Consider the following 17,855-nt stretch of genomic DNA (forward strand, 5'->3'; position numbering starts at 1 on the left):
GGGTATGAATGAGCAACTAAAAGAAGTATTCAAAGAACAGCAAAATAAAAAGTCGGCAGCCACTGAAGCTGAGTTTGACGAAGACACTCTGCAACTCATCAGCTTTATTGTGGGTAGTGAGGAATTTGCTCTACCAATCCTTAGTGTCAAAGAGATTATCAAACCGGTTGATTTTACAAGAGTGCCAGGTACACCAGATTATGTGATGGGCGTTTTTAGTTTGCGTGGAAGCATCTTTCCTTTGATTAATCTCCGTTTGAAATTTGGACTTCCGGCTATCAAACAAGATCAAGATACGAGATATTTGGTGGTTAATTACAAAGATGAGGTCGCAGGATTTGTGATTGACAAACTCAATGAAGCGGTACGCATCAAACACAGCAACATTGATCCAGTGCCAGATAGCATAGGTGAGAGTGAAGAACTTATGCAAGGCATAGGAAAGCGCGAAGATAGACTTATCACAATTCTCAAAGTTGAAAATCTTTTAAAAAGAGTTTTCTAACTTCTGTCAAACCACTAACCCCCCCCCCCAATTAAAAAAACTTACTCTCATAGTTTTCTCAACCCTATTTTGAAAGAGGGTTGAGATTTACTGTAGCGCTTTTTTATGCTTACATATATTTTGCATAGAATCTTTTAAGACCCTATTTGTTTCAGCGATAATGCGTGAGTGCCGTTCTTTGATATTTAAAGCAATATTTTTGATTTTCGTTAAATCTTGTTTCTCCAGCTGCAACAACATCTTGGTGTTAATCTTCAGAGCAGAATCTTCCAAATTCCCAATTTTACACTCCTTCATCGTCCTCTCCACATTTTTATTTTTTAGAGCTTGTATTCTATGATTTTTTATATTAATTTTTCTTTAATTTATACTCTTAATAGTATAAATTAATTTAAATAAATACTCTTAAGAGTATAAATTAATTTAAAAATCAGGAATAAATTTTGCTCGATTCTATTCCATGGATAGCAGAGAATTTAAAGTGTTACTAGCGCGTGCGAAGCTTTCAAAGAAAGATTTTGCGGAAATGGTTGGTATAAATCATCAAAGCGTTAATAATTGGGGTTGTAGCAAGGAATTTCCCTATTGGGTTAAGAGTTATTTAGAAAATTACATAGAGCTTTTGGGGTACAGAGAGTTGAAATTACGTTTGAGAGAAGCGGGGGTTTGTTCTTGAAAGATTATGTGTAAAAGCCTATGTCTATGGTCCTCGTGTGATTTTGGGGTAAAAGATTACATAAGAGCAGGAATAAATAATTTAGTCGCCTACAAGCTAGCCAAGGCTTCAAGCAAAATTATGATCTATAATCTGAGTTTATCTCCACATACTTGTATCCCAAATCACATCCATAGCTAGTATAGCTTCCATCACCTTTTCCCAGATCACAAACGATTTTAATCTCACTAGATTCTAAAGCCTTAGTAGCTTTTGCCTCGACTTCTGGCGTAAAAAGAATCACACCTTTTTGAAATACATAAATTCCGCCAATGCTAATACTCAGATCCTCTTGGCTTGTATTTACCCCACTCGCACCAATTGTAGAAGCTATCCTGCCCCAGTTTGGATCACGGCCAAAAAGCGCAGTCTTTACCAAAAGTGAATTGCTCAATGCCTTTGCTGCGAGTTTTGCCTCATTTTCATTGATAGCTCCCCTCACTTCAAAAGCCACCAATTTGCTCGATCCCTCACCATCGCGCACTATATCTAACGCAAGCTTATGCATAAGCATATCAAGAGCTTGAGAAAAAGCTTCTCTGTCAAACACACCGCTTTTACCATTGCTTAGCAAAAACACAGAATCATTAGTACTCATATCACCATCCACACTAATAGAATCAAAATTTTTCTTTGCATACATCTCAAGCAATTCCTGTGCTTGTAAATGGCTAATATCTGCATCTGTTGTAATAAAGCAGAGCATGGTAGCAAGACTTGGAGCTATCATACCCGCACCCTTTGCCATAGCCCCTATATGAAAGCTTTTGCCATCCGCAAGACATACTCTAAAGGCAATTTCTTTGCTGAATGAATCAGTAGTTTTAATCGCCTCACTTGCGCGTTTATGGGCTTGAGTATCAAGATTGTCAAAAACAAATTTCGAGAAGCCATCTATAATTTTTTCTTTCGGTAATCTCACGCCTATGACGCCTGTGCTTGACATAATCGGATTTTGAACAAAAGCAAATCTCTCTTGGAGCTTGCAAAGAATCTCATTTATATCTTTTACGCCTTCTTCTCCTGTCATAGCATTGGCATTTTTTGTCGTAATCAGCACGAAATTAGATTCTAGATTCTGTACAAACCGTTTAAAATGCACAATTGGCGCAGCAGCAAAAGTATTTTTTGTAAAGACCGCATTTACTCTACAAGCACTCTTTGCATAGATAAACGCGACATCTAACGCATTGTCTTTTAGTCCGACACTCACCCCATCAGCTACAAAGCCTTCTGCTGCACACACTCCACCATCTATTGGATAAATCTCAAATCGCATGTACCACCTTTATATATAATCCACTTCTTTTGGTTTTGTTTTTCTCATTATGAGGTGTTTGGTCATTCTTATACCCTCACTACTACCAATCACTAGCATTTTGCACTCACTTGTTACCACCACATCGCCATGAGGCATGCTGATTTGCTTGCCATCTTTTTGTGTGATTGCCACCACGCTTACATTTGTGACATCACGAAAATGCGAATCTTTGAGTTTACGTAGTACTAACCAGCTGTATCGTGGGACTATAATCTCTTCTAGATCCAATTTTGTATCCCGTTTATAAAGAAACTCCTCTAACAGATTTTCCATATCAGGACGGATTGCCATAGCTGAGATTCTCTGCGCTAGGAGTTTTGAGGCTGAAACCACAAAATCACAACCAAGTTTTTTGAGCTTGTCTATCTCTTCTTGTGTATTAGCATTAGCAATCACGTAATAAGGCTTGCGTCCCAATTCTTTCTCAAAGAGCCTCACACTAGCAATAAGTGCAATATTCTCTGCGATATTAGATGAAAAAGTAACAATCCCCTTAGCTGAAGAAAGATGTGTTTTTAGCATGGCAAGCTGAGTGTGAGGATTGGCATTGATGTAATAAGGGTATTTATGAATCTTTGCTTCTTGTTCAAAATCACTCGTATTATCCACAACTACAAATGGAATCTGTGCTTCACGAAATTGCTTTGAAAGCTCGATGGTATGTTCATTGTGGTAGCAAATGACATAATGATTATGTAGCCTGCCAATTTTATAAATCATATTCCGCTCCTTAAAGATACTAATAAGACTACTATTATTAAATACACTGATTGTGAAAGCGACACTAAAAGTGATGACTCCAGCTCCACATACCATAAGTAGAGTTGTAAAAAGAATGGTGATCGTTCCAAATTCTGCCTCTTTAAGAGCACCAAATCCGGTATTTGTGAAGGTATAAGCAGTCTGAAAAAAGGCTTGCATAAGGTCATAGTCTTCTAAGACCAAATAACCAAGCGTTCCAAACAATACAAAAAATTGTAAGAGAATAAGAGGGATTCTGAAGGGCTTAAGCTGTCTGTACAACTCCGAGCTTAAAGTAGATTCTACGTTGTGTTTATCATTTTTTTTGCGAAATCGCACCTTTTTCAAGGTCAAACACTAAATTTAGGATTTTTTTCTCATGGTGCGAAGTGTGGAAGCAGCCACTCTTATACGTACAATGGTTCCATCTTCAAGCTTTATTTTGATTTTGCGTAGATTTGGCAAAAGCCTCCTCTTGCTCTTATTGTTTGCATGGCTTACGTGATTGCCAACCATTGGACCTTTCCCACTAAAACAACATTTCCTTGCCATACCATATCCTTACATGTGCAGTTTTTAAAAGAGGGCGATTATACAAAAGTTTGTGCAAAGAAAAACTTAAGAAACCACGCTAGTTGGGAATCAATTGCTTGTTCTGTAGCGAAATTGACCCTTACGAAAGACCATTTTAAAGCCGCCAATACTAAAAAGCCAACGGTTTTCTATTGTATTTTTCATAAATGCTGCAAGTTCACCCTGTAGGTTTTTGCCAAATACCACACCCACACCATCTGTATGTCCAATGCTGCATACCGTGCCACGATGTATGAACTTGAAGTCCTTTTCATTTTTCTTGCCTCTTAAGAGGTTTGCAAGATATACCCCTACATAATCTCCCATTTGCGCAGAAAGTTGCGCTGTTGGCGCATGAATCACATCTTTTGACTTCACTTCTGCACAGTCTCCTACAACAAAAATCTCAGGGTACTCAAAGCTACGCAAAGAAGGATCCACATTGATGCGACCGCGTTTATTTTGTAAGCTAGAGTTTTGCACCACATCACTTCCTCTTACACCTGCTCCCCATACAATAGTGTTGCCAAAAATCTCCTCTTGTATGCCATCTCTTTCAACAATTACGCTATTTTCTTTGCACTCTACCACTTTGGCATTTGTGATAAGTTTCACGCCAAGTTTCAGCAACTTTTGGGTTGCAATGTCTGCGAGCTTGTCATCAAAAACAGGCAAGATTCTCTCTGATCGCCCGATACAAATGACTTGCGCTACATCACGATTAATCCCACAGATCTCGCATAAGTCTCCAAGTTGCGTAGCTAATTCTGCAGCAAATTCGATACTCGTAAAGCCTGTACCACACACAATCACACGCAGATCATTATAATCCTGAGTGAGAGTGTAATCTTTGAATTTATTTTCAATATTTTTTGTGAGTTTTAATGCAGCATTGAGAGAAGAAAGCTTGTAGGTAAATTTATCAGCACCCTTCACCCCAAATGTCTCTGGTTTAAAGCCAAGCGCGACCACAAGATAATCATAACAATACCCGCTCCGCGAACAGATTACCCGCTTCTCAGTTGGGTGTATCTCCAAAACCTTCTCTTTGATGAAAGTAATCTTACGTGGATTGAGAATCTTGCGATAGTAGATTCTGGCCTTTCGCGCGCTCAAAGTACCGATAGCAACCTTATGTAAAAGTGTTGTTTGGTAGTGATAGTCGTGTTTGTTTATCAAAGTGATTTGGGCTTCATTCTCGCCGAGTGTTTCTTGTAAAGTAAGCGCCACTCTTAACCCTCCATAACCGCCACCAAGAATCAAGATTCTTGGTATTTGTTTATTTTCCTGCGTCATGCGTCCTCCTCACATGCAATTTGTAATATGCAAAATATCCTCAATCCCATATAAACCGGCTTTCTGTTTTACTATCCAAGAAGCGGCATCTAAAGCACCTTTGGCAAATGTTATGCGGTTTGTAGCATTGTGAGTAAGTTCTAAATACTCACCATCAAGATAGAATCCAATGGTATGCTTCCCTACCACATCTCCACCACGCAATGCAAAAACCCCAATCTCATCTTTCCTACGACTACCTACATTCCCATCACGACCACTTACTCTCACTTGCGATAAATCCAGATTCCTAGCTCTTGCACAAGTTTGAGCAAGTCTGAGTGCCGTCCCACTTGGTGCATCTTTTTTGTGATGGTGATGGATTTCTGTAATTTCTATTTCACTTCCACTTAAGACTTTTGAGACAATTCCTGCAATTTTATCAAGCACTGCTACACCACGACTCATATTGCTTGCATACAAAATAGGTACAACCTCAGAAGAATCCTTAAGGATTTGAAATTCTTGGATACTAAACCCAGTAGTGCCTATAACCATAGGACGTGGAAAATCTTTAATAACTTTGAGCAATTCTAAAGTACCCTGTGTTGATGAAAAATCAATCACACACTCACAATTTTCTAAAAAGGAATCTATAGTAGTTGCAACGAAGTAATTATGTTTGTTGTGCTCTAAAAATTCCATCCCATCGCGTGCATAAACACTTGAAACCACCAGAGCATCATTTTTAGAAGCAGATTCTAGAAGCAGCCTTCCTACACGCCCACTAGCACCGAATACACCAAGCTTTAGCATTATTTTGCTTGCTCAAGATAACTGATTGCTTGTAATGCCGCTGTCGCACCATCACCGGCTGCGCAAACCACCTGCTTAGGAGCTTGGATTCTCACATCACCAGCAGCAAAAAGACCACTTACACTCGTCCTCATTGATAAATCCACCTTGACACTTTTATATTCATCGCATTCACACAGCATACTACCATCCTCTTGTGTAAGTATCTGTGTATTCACATCATAGCCCACAAAAATGAAAATCCCAGGCACAGCAAGCTCTCGCAACTCGCCACTTTGTATGTTTTTGATCACAACTGAACTAACACCACTAGAATCTCCTCTAATCTCCTCAACTATAGAAGGTGTAACAATCTGAATTTTTGGATTGTTTTTTACATGCTCTATCGTAGTAGGCGCAGCACGGAATCCATCGCGTCTATGAATGAGATAAACCTTTTTGCACATTCTTGTGAGATACACAGCTTCCTCTAGGGCCGTATCGCCTCCTCCAAGCACCGCTACTTCTTTGTCTTTATAGAAAAATCCATCGCAAGTAGCGCAAGTACTCACACCTCTTCCCCAAAATTCCGATTCGCCTTTAATGCCAGCTCGTTTGGGACGTCCTCCAGTAGCAAATATCACGGCTTTTGCCTGCGAAACCTTACCGCTCGTATCAAGAATCTCAAAAATTTCTCCGCTTTTGCTGATTCGAGAAATCTCGCTCATCTCATGTTGTAGTCCAAAACGAAAACATTGCTCTTGCCAAGGCTCCATAAACTCCAAACCACTTATGACCTCTTTCACACCCGGATAATTTTCTATCTCACTGCTTCCTGTTATTTGGCCACCGGGCATGCCCTTTTCAAATAAGACAACATTTTTAATACCACCTCTTGTTGCATAAAGTCCAGCACTTAATCCCGCAGGACCACCACCGATAATGGCTAAATCTATCATAACCCGCTCCTTATTGAAAGTTTTTAACAGTGGTGCATTATAAAAAATGACTGCTAATACAAATAAAATTAACAAGCTTCCAGAGTTTAATGTTAGAAATTACCAAAGATGATAGAAAGTTTTTTTTTTTTTTTGAGTATCTCTTAAGAAGATTTGGGAGTGGCTCCGGATGTAGGATTCGAACCTACGACCAAGCGGTTAACAGCCGCCTACTCTACCGCTGAGCTAATCCGGAACAATGTGGTGAAAGCGCGCAATTGTAGGTAAAATTCCCCCAAAAGTCAAGCACAAAGCCCCTCCCCCCGCTAAGTTCATTCTATAATGCCATTCTCACTGCATCAGCTAACAAATCTGTATTGTGCAATGGCACAAAATACTCCACACCCAAATCTCTTGCTTTTGAGATAAAGTCAGAATTCTGAATCTCAGGCACTATGACGACAAAAGACACCTTTGCATTTTTCCTTTTATTGCGAAACTTTTTGATAAATTCAAGTGCGCTTATATTGCTATTACACCATTCCATCACGACAATATCATAATCTTTCTCACACAGTTCATGAAATGCCGGAATCATCTGCTCCTGTGTCTGGACAGATATACAAGAATCCACCTTCAAAATTATCTGTTTATCACGCTTAGAATCCACACTAGATTCCCTAATCAACAAAACCTTGCGACTATTTGTTTCCTCCAAATAGCGTAGTAGGCTGAAGAGCTCCTTGCTCTGTGCATTTAATTTTGATTTATCAAGCCCACGCAAAAAATAGCGCAAAAAAGTCGTGGAGCTATAACCGCCCTCAATCCCTGAATCACGGAAAAATTTCTTAACCACACTGCTATGCTTTGCTCTATCCCACAGATAGAAATCCAAATCATAGGCCTTTGTATCAAGCAAGACAAGAAACCTATCCTCTATAATCTGCTTCATAGAGGCAAAAGTCTCCTCAAATTCCTCTAAATGCTTTTGTTGAAATTTTTTCAACCTCTCAGTAGTCTTTACTATCAAATCTTTTTGATCTGCGATATGTTGGAGCAAATCCACATATCGCTTCCGCATAGCCTTCACTCCTTGATCTATCTTCTCATCTGGAGTTTTTGCGCTTTTAAGAGCGAGCTCGGATTTTTCAAGATTTCTAGCGAGTGGGTTGACTTGCGCCTGCATATTGCTAAGCAAAGACTGCGTTTTTTTAACCAAATGCTGCCCCTTAAGATATGCGCTCTGACGATTGAGAAAGACTTTTTCAAACAAATATTCCAAAGAATACCTCGCCTTCTTTGTATAGTTTTCATACTCTCTGTGAATCTGCAAAATTTCATTCTTTGATTCCTTAAGTACAGAATCAAGGATCCTACTATCCATCTCACACAAATTGTTATAAGCAGTCAAAATAAAGCGTCGCGAACGCAAAAAGTCCAGTCTCTTGCGCCCCTGCACAAAATCTTTATACTTTTCTAAAATCTCATTTTCTTGGGCAAAAAATTCCTCTATACATTCCTCCAGCGTCTTAACCACCGGGATGTCATTGGGATCGACAGGCTCTGACTTTGGATTGACCTTAATCACTATGCCTTTTTCTATATCAAACTCAACTTCCCTCTTTATCTTAAGTTCTTTTTGCTTTCCATCCCATAGTTTGAAATCAAAAACATACTGCCTTTTATTTATGGCTTGCTCTATTTTTGCTTGCTGTTTTTCAGAATCAACCTCTACTAAAATCCCTCTCAACATACCTTAAACTCTATTTAGAAATTCTAAGCACCCATGGGAGAGGAACTTTTGCCTGCACTTTTATTGTTATTGCCAAAGAAACCACTTTTTGCATTGCTGCCACTTGGAGTTTTTGTCGCACTACCCTTATTGTTATTAAAACTATTTTGACTACGTTCATAAGCTTGGGGAGATTTGTAGTTACGCTGCGCATTGTTTTGGTAATTTGGATTATTAAAAAGTTTATTGCCAAGATAGCTTCCTAAGATTGCTCCAGCAGCAGAAGCTAAAATCGCCCCGCCAAGTCCTAATCCCCCAGCATTTGGATTGATAAGCTCACTTGTACCAGAATCTATTTTCCTCTCCTCTTGCGCTATAAGATTATCAATCTCACCTTGGGTCAGCATACGTTCATTGCCATTTTTGTCTTTAAGCATCACGCGTGTGTTCTCGCTTGGATACTCCTCTAAAACCTTATAAGTGCCATCTGTCTGCTCCTCTATCACGACAAAAGCGCCATTTTTAAGCGACTGCGAATGTAAAACTTGAGAATCCTTAGCATCCTCACATCCATGTAAGACAAAGGCTACTGCTACTCCCAGTGAACCAACCATTGCATAATCCTTGATTTTTGATAATTTCATCCCTCTACCTTAGCTAAAAATATATTGAAACATCCGCTTAAAGCCCATATGCAAGCCATTATAATGTATTTATAAATTATGTCAATTTATAAAATATCCCTCTGCAAAATACACACAAACCCGCAATTGTGGAATCAAAAATGCTAGCACACCCCTTGTAAAAACACGCCCTCCAAGGAGATGATATGAGATTGGTATTTTTTCTCCAACTATGTCTTAGTGCTATATTCCTAAATGCTTGTACAAAGCAAAAGATTTTGGTCCATACTATAGAATGCGAGAGCATCTGCACCAAAAACACATGCAAACAGCAATGTATAAGCACAAATGGCCACCGCTATAAAAAATGACTGTACCACACACACCAAAAATCCCCCGTTTATCAAATTCTCTCCTACGCAAGATCTTTGTGGCTGCAAGCATTCGTCGTTGGAATGACCAAGCTACACCCATAGAATTTGTAGAGCTAGACAAACAAGCACATAAAATTGTTATCGCGTATTTCTTAGCACGCTATGAAGAATCAAACAACAAGACAAAGATAAATTGGGAAAGGCTTATCCTGCAATTTTGCTTCGAGTTCTTTGAGCGCATTGTTCTTACCGACATCAAGCCCCCTGTTTTCCATCAACTTGCTAAAACACACAACAACGAGCTTGTCCAATTCGTGCTTGAAAACCTCAAAGAAGATTTGCAAGAATATGAGTTTTTTTCGCAAATGGGAGAGTATCTCACTTCGCACAAAGACAATATCGAAAGAGAAATTCTCAAAGCCTCGCATTACTACGCATCAAAATGGGAGTTTGACATCATCTACCACTTCAACCCCAAAATGTATGATGTACAAAATATCAAAAACGTCATTGACAAGCAGGTAGAAGAGCACTACAAACTCGAAGGTATGAAGCAAATCATTCTTTACAAAGACACAAGAGAGCTTATCACGATGTTTGGACAACTAAGATTCCAGAAACGCTGGAGTCAAACACCAAGGATCCCAGCCACTTCTGTATTAGGACACACACTTATTGTCGCACTAAGTGCTTATCTATTAAGCTATGATCTGCGTTGCTGCACACAAATGCGCATCAACCACTTTTTATGCGGCTTATTCCACGATTTGCCAGAGATTCTCACACGAGACATCATCTCACCAGTCAAGCACACGATCAAAGGCCTAGACCAGTTTATCAAAAGCATAGAATCCCAAGCAGTCCAAGACAAGATTCTCTCGCGTGTACCACAAAATATCAAAGATGATATTGAGTATTTCACACAAGATGAATTTAGCAACCGCTATAAGATAGATTGCTTCCGGCATCAAATAGCAAGCTCACAAGAACTTTTTGAACATTTTAATGAAGACAGATTTAATTCCATCTGTGGAGAATTTCTGAAAGTGTGCGACCAACTCAGTGCATTTTTAGAAGCCAAAATCTCTATATCACATGGCGTTTCAAGCCAAGATCTAGTGCAAGGAGCAAGCGGGATCTTAGAAAAATGTAAGAATAAAAAGATCAATGGTCTAGATTTGGGGATCTTATTCCGTAACTTCATATGAAGCAGATAGCAAGTAAAGCAATTCTCACCAATTCGCCCCATCATAGAATAACTCTTTGTGTTCCATTTTATCAATGAGGGAACGATTTCAGCAGAAGGTCAAGGGGCTATATCCTTGGCTCATGCTACTATCACAAGCTTTGAAAACAAAGGATTGATAAAAGGCAAGAAAGATGGCATAGCATTCTTTAATGCTGGAGGTCCTTTACAAACAACTATAACCAATCTAGAAATAGAGAAAGGAATAGTAAAAGGTGAAGAAAATGGAATAAACCTAAGCAGAATAGAGTTTAACAGAATAAATAGTGAGCAAAACAACAGAATAGTCCAAAATCTCACTATCAAAGAAGGTGCTGCATTATCTCTCTAATTTGATAGCAATTCCTGCATCATTTTTCCCAATAATAATTCCTGTAGAGTTTTTTCCTTCGTCATTACAGTGTTTGCCACTACCATAGTATCAATCCAGGATTTTGCACTGTCACAATATAGGACACTGATTTACGACACTATATGGATAGAAAACATCTCTATAAGTCAATACATAAAAGCTATATCTGTGTAAAAAAATAAACAACAATAGCCTGGTGTGTAGAAAAAAATAAGAGAAAAAAGTGTGGGATAGGATAGACAAGACAAGGGCAGCGATGCAAAATACTTACTAATCTTCAATCTAGAGAGTTTTTGAGAAGTATTGCTTTAACATGAATGGGGGGGGGATGCAGAATTTGCGTACATTCAAAAAATGAATTTAAGAAGCCATCGCGTGGGGGGGGGGTGAATCATGGTTGGTAGTTTTGTATCATAAGACAAGTAAATGATGTGGGATTAGGCAAGAGAGTGTAGGAATGCTCTCTTGCTTTGTGCTAGCCTGCAAATTTACATCTTTAGATTAAGAAGTAGGTATGGAATTTTTCAAAGGACTGAGTATTTCTAGTGGATATGATCTTTTGTGTGCATTGAAGCCGCAGTATGATATGGGTGATAGACATAGCTGGTGGTGGCCGAGGTTGCGCTCTGAAAAGATTTGTGGTGGCGTGGAAGTATGTGGCGGGCTTGATAGCGATAAGCCGAGTTTGGAGCTTTGCTTTGCAAGCTTTCTAGGACAGAACACAAAGTATGAGAATGCATTTCAAGCGTTAGTGGGGCTTTATGGGTATTGTTACAGAAGCTTAAGAAATATCCTAGATTCTCAAATGCCTGCTTTGGACTTAGATCAGTGCAAGAGATTTGCTCATCCTAGAGAAGCTTTTGTCTCTCAGAGCTGCTTTGATGATATGCTTTTGGAGTTTCTTGCTTCTTGTACTCCTGGTGAGCTTGCCTTATATATACGTCCTGCAGGGTTTTATAACCAGAAAGCACGCTATATCGTGCGCTTTGCACAGAATCTCTTGGAGGAATTTGGGAGCTTTGGGAGCTTCGCACAAAATGTCAGTAAAGAATGGCTGCTTGCTCAAAGTGGTGTGGGTAATGAAAGTGCCTGCAGTATTCTTAACTATGCGCTTAGGCGCGAGGAAATGGTTGTAGATTCTTATACGCAAAAGCTTCTTGGTGTGCTTGGTTTTGAATTTTATAGCTATGAGGATTTGCAGAGTTTTGTAGCTTGTGACTTGTATCGTGGAAGCTGTTTGTATGATTTTGAAATTTCTTTAGCACAAATTATGGCGCGGATGCACGGCAAGATAGTGATAGCTTATAAGGAATACAAAAGAAGCTTGTAATTAGGTTATAATGGCGCATTTCCGTGTGAAAGCTACACCAACGCTAGCAAGTCTAGCACGCTTACTCATTGGAGTAAGCTCCCTGGTATTTATGCCTCAAGGTCCCTTCTATGTCTGCATCTACTCATTCTCTTGTATTGGGGGATATTCCCTTAGGCAAGCTCTTTTTTATGCGTCTGGATAACGCCTTCGCCCTCTCACGCACTGAGGATATGATAGCACTTGTAAGTGTGTATGGTGATTTGGAAGCTGAGCTACGATCTTATTGCTCTTTCAAAGGTGAGGGCTTTGTGGAAAAGCGCACATCAAAGGGCTGCTTTACTTATATACTGCAAAAGCGCTCAGATACAAATTTCATACATTTGCTCAGTCAAGGTGAATCTTGCACTCTTGATGCTCTTGCGCCGGATACTTTGGGTCTTAGCGCGCGTGGAAGCATACAGGAGCTAGGAAGCCCAAGATATAACTTCACGCTTAATAGCAAAGATGAGATTTGGAGTAAAAATATCACGAAGCTCCATGAAGATTCCAAAAACGCACAGTGGAATGCGACCTATGATATAGCATGGAATGAAATCCCCACATATAACGATGCTTTAGAAAAAAGCATAGCGCGTATTATGACCTATCTTGTAGAGAATGAATTCTGCGCGTTGTATGTGCCCACCAAATTCCTCTCACATATCTCGCCTTATTATTATGAAGTGCCACTGCTACTAAGTAGCATTATCGGGGATGAGGCACGGCATATCGAAGCCTTTAGTAAGAGGGCATTTGCTAGCGGAGGATTACAGTATTCTACTCGCACTACACAGCAAAGCCTCTATACACTTTTCCAAGAAAAAAATTATTTCAAATCAAGCTTTCTATTACATATTATGGGGGAAGGGACATTTATAGATTTGCTACACTTCTTGGAGACACATGCCAAAGATGAGCCGACTAAGAAGCTACTATGTCTTGCTAGAAGAGATGAGATGCGCCATGTAGCTTATGGTATGAGCAATATCAAAAATGCCCTTGCACGCAATCCACACAAAATAGAGCTTATCAAAGATGTTGTATTTAAGCGCAAGCAGTATCTTGATGAGCTGAGTGGGGAATCTAACCTACTACTAGAGTCTTTGTGTGTGTTTGCAGGTGGGGGTGATAGTGTGAGGGAGATAAAAATAGGCTTTGAAAAGCTTGAGGTATTAAAACTCAAGATGCAGAAGAACCGCACTAAGAGACTTATGGAATGTGGGATCGCGGAGGAGTTGGCAGATGATTTGAGCAAGGCACACACGCCAAATTTTATGTAAAGGAGGTAGAAAAATATCAGCAATCCGTGTGATTGGATACACAAACAACTCAAAGGAGCAAATATGCTAACACTCCAAAATCTTATACATGTAACCCAAGAATTTACAGAAAAATATGTCGCGCCATTCACAGAGCGCACGGATACAGAGGCGAGATTCCCTACAGAATCTTATGAAGCGCTCAAGGCGCAAGGCTATATGGGCTTGCTGGTACCTAAGGAATATGGTGGCTTAGGCGGAGGGAATTTGCACCATTCGCAAGTCTGCTATGCCTTAGCGCGCTCTTGTGCTACTACCGCACTCTGCTACATGATGCACAATACCGCTACCGCAGCGCTTTCAAGCTTTGGAAGTGATGGATTAAAAAGCGAGCTATTACCAAAAATCGCAAAGGGTGAGATAACTCTAGCACTTGCTTATAGTGAAAGTGGTTCGGGTACGCACTTTGGCTTGCCTGATATACAAGAAAAAGAGCAGGATAACAAGAGGATTCTCTCTGGACGCAAGAGCTTTGTGACTGCCGCGCAACATGCAGACTACTATGTCACCTACACAAACTCTTGCAAGATAAAGGATGGCAAAAACACTTGGCTTGTGCATAAAGACTCCTCAAATCTCGTGCATGAAAGCACGCAATGGCAGGGGATTGGTATGCGTGGAAATGCTTCTATGCCCGTGCAATACAACGATGTCAAGGTGGATGGCAAATACCAAATAGGCAATGAGGGCGAGGGAGAGAATCACGCAGGTATTGTGGCGATGTATTTTGTCGTGGGGCTTGGCGCTGTATATAGTGGGCTTGGCTTTCATGCTTATGCCACCGCGCTCAAACACATCAAAGAGCGTAGATATACTACAGGAGGTACACTCAGTGACGTAGAGCTAGTGAGAATCCACCTGGCTGATATATATGCCAAGACGCAGTCCTCAATAGCGCTAGTTTTTGACGCGGCACAGAGCTTTGATTCTCAAAGTGCAGAGAGTGCAGCGAAAATCTTTGCATGCAGGATCAATGCGACGCATAATGTGATGGATATTTGCTCACTTGCTATGAGGCTTGGCGGGGGCAAAGCCTACAATAAGGAGCTGCCATTAGAGAGGCTTTTGCGTGATGCATTTGCCTCGCAGGTGATGGCACCGAGTCTTGATGTGTTGAAAGTCTGGCTTGGGCAAGAGCTAGTGAAATGAGAATTATTGGAAGGAGCAAAGCATGGATACATTGGTAGTAGGTGCTGTAGCATATGACCCGAAGGTCGTACTTATCTGGGATATTATCAAGGATTATGCAAATGCGACAGATTGTAAGCTTGATTATGTGCTGTTTAGTAACTATGAGAGGCAAGTAAGCGCGCTATTAAGTGGGCATATTGATATTGCATGGAATACAAATGTAGCGTGGATTCGCTGCTTGCATGCAAGTGCAGGGAAGGTAAAGGCGCTTGTTATGCGCGATACAGATAAAAATTTCACAACAAAATTCATCAAGCGTAAAAGCAGTGCGATAAGCAAAATATCAGATCTTAAGGGCAAGAGCTTTGGGCTTGGGAGTTTGGATTCTGCGCAGGCAGCCATTTTAGCACTGCATTATCTCAAGCAGGAAGCAGGGGATATGGCTATATGTGAGCTTACTTCCTTGAGAGAATTGCAGGCTGATTGTATAAATATCATACGTTTCAATAGTGATGTAGGCAAGCATGGAGATACGGGTAGGAGCGAATTTGATGTGCTAGATTCCATTAAAAAAGGGCAGATAGATGCAGGGAGTGTGGGCTCTAGCACTTGGATAAGAATCTTACAAGAGGGAGGATATGAGGACTTGGAGTGTTTTTATACGACTGAGGGGTATTGCCATTGCAATTTCACTTGTCTAGAAAGTCTGAATAAGAGTGCGCAAGATGCCTTTGTCTGGATGCTTTTAAGCCAGAATACAAGAAAAAATGAATCCCTAATAACCAAGATGATGCAAATGGAGGGACTCAACCAATGGATAAAAGTCACAAATCAAGAACTGAAAGGATATGAAGTCTTGCAAGCTGCTATGCAAGAACAAGGGATTCTCAAAGCTTAAAAGCAATGCACTACATATACTACAAGGGGCATTTTTACAATAAAGAAGGCCAATCTTGCACTCCTAATAAGAGAGCGAAGGTGTATGCAATCACGGAGTTTCAGCCTCATGCATATTGCAATCTTGAGCTTTCAGCAAAGGACTGTGCTTTGAGCAATACACAAGATTCCCAATCTGCCTTTTGTGCTCTGCTCTTTGATAGGGTGCAAAGTCTTGGCATGGATACAAAGAATAAGGATTTGTATTTTTCTTTGCATACGCATTTTTACAACAAAGACAGTAAGGAATGCATGGTATATCTGCTAGAGCAGTACCTGCAAATACAAACAAGAAAATATCAGGTTGTCAGTGTAGATATACTCTTGCTTGCAAAGGTTTTGCAAAAAGCTTTGGTGTATATGGAGGAGTATGGATGTTTATTTGTGATTGACAACAGCGAGCTAAAAATGATCCAAAATGCCACAAGAGAAGAGCTTAAAACGAAATGCGCGATTTTAGAGAGTGTATTTGGCAAGTTAGAATTCCAAGAGATTGAGAGCTTACGAGAGCATATCCTTCCCTTTGCTTTTGGAATGCTTTTGAAGCGACCTGTAAGCTTGAAAGAGAATCTTTTAAGTGAAGTGGGATGTCTCTTGGCGATGCTCAAAAATGCACAGTTTTTCGAAAAGACGCATTTTCAGACCTTGAGGCTTATGCGTCTTAGAATCGTGCCAAGGATGCTTATAGCCCTAGGACTTTGCTTCTGTGTGCTGTATCCTAGCGGGATATTTATAGCGCTGCTTGACACTCAGCATAAAATAGAGGCTTTACGAAGCGCAGAGGAGCTTGATTTTCTAGGACTAGAAATGAGCAGCAAGGAACACAATGACCAGATACAAATGCTAGAAACACGAAATCTTGAGCTTTACCAAAAGCTCTCTGTAAGCTTACAATCCAATGGCTTATATCTTAGCGATGTCGCTTATGAAATCTTTTTGCTACTCAAGGATTATGGAGTGTGGGCTACAGATATAGCCTTAGCCCATAGTAGCGAGGGGGTAATACTTCATCTAGAGGTCAAGGCAAAATCGCATGTCCAAATCACAAAAGTGCTACAAATGCTCAATACAAAAAATAACCACGCCAAAATCTCCAAGATCTGGCATAAGGACAATTATGCTAACTCAGAAATTGTGATACTCATAAAAGAGCATTTTTTGAAGAGTGTATGATGAAGTTCAGACCAAGAGAGAAAATCTTGCTTTGTCTTTGCTTGCTCTGCTTTGTGGTATGGGTAAGTGATAGCTTTGTGATAACAAGCTTACAAGCACAATATGCACAATCCCAAGAGCAGTACAGAGAGCTCGTAGAAGAGAGGATACACAAAGAGTATAGTTTTAAAGAATTTAACAAAAAGGCGGATTCCCAAAATTCAAAGGCTTATATACAGAATCTTCAGAGTATCAATAGCGAGCTTGAAATGCTGTATGTAAAGCTTGGGGATAAAAACTCTTTAGAAAGCCTTATTTCTCTCACACAGCTTGCTAAGCTTAAAATTTCTGAGCTTTCTTTGAGTGATGATGGGCTGCATATTTTGGTGCTCAAAGGTAACGGGGTATTTGCAGAGATTATGAAATTTGTAAGCCATGTAGAATCGCTTCGCTCCCAGTATATAAGCTTGGATTTCTTGGCCTTACACAAGGCAAGTGATAGCAATGCTATAGAATTTGAAATGCTTATACAAGATATGCGCGTCAGATAGGCTAAGAATCTTTAAAGGGCAAGTGTAATTTATCCAATTTAAAAGGTGGGGCGGAAACCCTGAAAACCCGTTGTTTTAGTAGAATCTTTATTCCCAAAACAAAGAAGTTTAAATCAAAGATTGATTTATCCCCCTTCCACGCATCATTAGCTTTTTTCATCCCTTTATACGATACACATTGTTTAAAAATATACTCCAAGGAGAGTCATAAAGACACACAAAAAT

General features: G+C 40.0%; 19 protein-coding genes and 1 tRNA gene. 10 read left to right on the forward strand and 10 right to left on the reverse strand.

Translation table 11 applies throughout. The features are described from left to right. Window positions 1–4 precede the first annotated feature (4 nt). A complete protein-coding gene (locus CCY97_RS03150) occupies window positions 5–505 on the forward strand; it encodes a chemotaxis protein CheW (RefSeq protein WP_112064044.1) in 501 nt (166 codons plus the stop codon). An 87-nt stretch (window positions 506–592) separates the two neighbouring features. On the opposite strand, the gene CCY97_RS03155 is transcribed toward CCY97_RS03150, so the two are convergent. The 10 genes from CCY97_RS03155 to CCY97_RS03205 all read right to left on the reverse strand — a co-directional run bounded on the left by CCY97_RS03155 (window position 593) and on the right by CCY97_RS03205 (window position 9,239). Continuing rightward, window positions 593–802: a hypothetical protein gene (locus CCY97_RS03155; RefSeq protein WP_112064045.1), complete on the reverse strand. Its 210-nt coding sequence runs from the start codon at window positions 800–802 to the stop codon at window positions 593–595. A 497-nt stretch (window positions 803–1,299) separates the two neighbouring features. Next, entirely contained in the window at window positions 1,300–2,499 is a 1,200-nt protein-coding gene (gene argJ, locus CCY97_RS03165; RefSeq protein ID WP_112064047.1) for a bifunctional glutamate N-acetyltransferase/amino-acid acetyltransferase ArgJ, read from the reverse strand. 9 nt (window positions 2,500–2,508) lie between these two features. Further along, window positions 2,509–3,630, reverse strand: a complete 1,122-nt coding sequence (locus CCY97_RS03170) for an NAD-binding protein (RefSeq protein WP_258456928.1) — start codon at window positions 3,628–3,630, stop codon at window positions 2,509–2,511. 15 nt (window positions 3,631–3,645) lie between these two features. Continuing rightward, window positions 3,646–3,834 carry a 50S ribosomal protein L28 gene (gene rpmB / locus CCY97_RS03175; protein WP_112064049.1) on the reverse strand — a complete coding sequence of 63 codons (189 nt, stop codon included), beginning with the start codon at window positions 3,832–3,834 and terminating at the stop codon, window positions 3,646–3,648. A 90-nt stretch (window positions 3,835–3,924) separates the two neighbouring features. Then, a complete protein-coding gene (locus CCY97_RS03180) occupies window positions 3,925–5,151 on the reverse strand; it encodes an NAD(P)/FAD-dependent oxidoreductase (RefSeq protein WP_112064050.1) in 1,227 nt (408 codons plus the stop codon). A gap of 9 nt (window positions 5,152–5,160) precedes the next feature. Then, window positions 5,161–5,946 (reverse strand): 4-hydroxy-tetrahydrodipicolinate reductase, encoded by a 786-nt coding sequence (gene dapB, locus CCY97_RS03185; protein ID WP_112064051.1) that lies wholly within the window; start codon window positions 5,944–5,946, stop codon window positions 5,161–5,163. Continuing rightward, complete coding sequence (gene trxB / locus CCY97_RS03190; RefSeq protein ID WP_112064052.1) at window positions 5,946–6,884, reverse strand: thioredoxin-disulfide reductase; 939 nt, start codon at window positions 6,882–6,884, stop codon at window positions 5,946–5,948. The genes dapB and trxB overlap by 1 nt, the downstream gene beginning before the upstream one ends. A 160-nt stretch (window positions 6,885–7,044) precedes the next feature. Then, window positions 7,045–7,119, reverse strand: a tRNA-Asn gene (locus CCY97_RS03195). An 81-nt stretch (window positions 7,120–7,200) separates the two neighbouring features. Next, window positions 7,201–8,616 carry a hypothetical protein gene (locus CCY97_RS03200; RefSeq protein ID WP_112064053.1) on the reverse strand — a complete coding sequence of 472 codons (1,416 nt, stop codon included), beginning with the start codon at window positions 8,614–8,616 and terminating at the stop codon, window positions 7,201–7,203. A 23-nt stretch (window positions 8,617–8,639) separates the two neighbouring features. Continuing rightward, window positions 8,640–9,239, reverse strand: coding sequence for a UPF0323 family lipoprotein (locus CCY97_RS03205; RefSeq protein ID WP_112064054.1), 600 nt, complete (start codon window positions 9,237–9,239; stop codon window positions 8,640–8,642). A 185-nt stretch (window positions 9,240–9,424) separates the two neighbouring features. Between CCY97_RS03205 and CCY97_RS08200 the strand changes: the two genes are divergently transcribed. From CCY97_RS08200 to CCY97_RS03245, 9 genes are all read left to right on the forward strand, one after another. Further along, window positions 9,425–9,589 carry a hypothetical protein gene (locus tag CCY97_RS08200; RefSeq protein ID WP_181562795.1) on the forward strand — a complete coding sequence of 55 codons (165 nt, stop codon included), beginning with the start codon at window positions 9,425–9,427 and terminating at the stop codon, window positions 9,587–9,589. After that, complete coding sequence (locus CCY97_RS03210) at window positions 9,586–10,800, forward strand: HD domain-containing protein (protein ID WP_112064055.1); 1,215 nt, start codon at window positions 9,586–9,588, stop codon at window positions 10,798–10,800. Before CCY97_RS08200 ends, CCY97_RS03210 begins: the two co-directional genes overlap by 4 nt. Window positions 10,801–10,857: 57 nt before the next feature. After that, window positions 10,858–11,169, forward strand: a complete 312-nt coding sequence (locus tag CCY97_RS03215; protein ID WP_146744495.1) for a hypothetical protein — start codon at window positions 10,858–10,860, stop codon at window positions 11,167–11,169. 535 nt (window positions 11,170–11,704) lie between these two features. Beyond that, on the forward strand, window positions 11,705–12,520 hold the full coding sequence (locus tag CCY97_RS03220; protein WP_112064057.1) for an endonuclease III: 816 nt from the start codon (window positions 11,705–11,707) through the stop codon (window positions 12,518–12,520). Between the two features lie 110 nt (window positions 12,521–12,630). Further along, a complete protein-coding gene (locus CCY97_RS03225; RefSeq protein ID WP_112064058.1) occupies window positions 12,631–13,821 on the forward strand; it encodes a ferritin-like domain-containing protein in 1,191 nt (396 codons plus the stop codon). A gap of 63 nt (window positions 13,822–13,884) precedes the next feature. Further along, window positions 13,885–15,009, forward strand: a complete 1,125-nt coding sequence (locus CCY97_RS03230) for an acyl-CoA dehydrogenase family protein (protein WP_112064059.1) — start codon at window positions 13,885–13,887, stop codon at window positions 15,007–15,009. A 22-nt stretch (window positions 15,010–15,031) separates the two neighbouring features. Continuing rightward, window positions 15,032–15,889, forward strand: a complete 858-nt coding sequence (locus CCY97_RS03235) for a PhnD/SsuA/transferrin family substrate-binding protein (RefSeq protein WP_112064060.1) — start codon at window positions 15,032–15,034, stop codon at window positions 15,887–15,889. 5 nt (window positions 15,890–15,894) lie between these two features. Then, window positions 15,895–17,100 (forward strand): hypothetical protein, encoded by a 1,206-nt coding sequence (locus CCY97_RS03240; protein ID WP_112064061.1) that lies wholly within the window; start codon window positions 15,895–15,897, stop codon window positions 17,098–17,100. Then, window positions 17,097–17,630: a hypothetical protein gene (locus CCY97_RS03245; protein WP_181562796.1), complete on the forward strand. Its 534-nt coding sequence runs from the start codon at window positions 17,097–17,099 to the stop codon at window positions 17,628–17,630. Before CCY97_RS03240 ends, CCY97_RS03245 begins: the two co-directional genes overlap by 4 nt. The last annotated feature ends 225 nt before the right edge of the window (window positions 17,631–17,855 follow it).

It is taken from the genome of Helicobacter sp. 10-6591 (assembly GCF_003288805.1).
GTDB lineage: Bacteria > Campylobacterota > Campylobacteria > Campylobacterales > Helicobacteraceae > Helicobacter_F.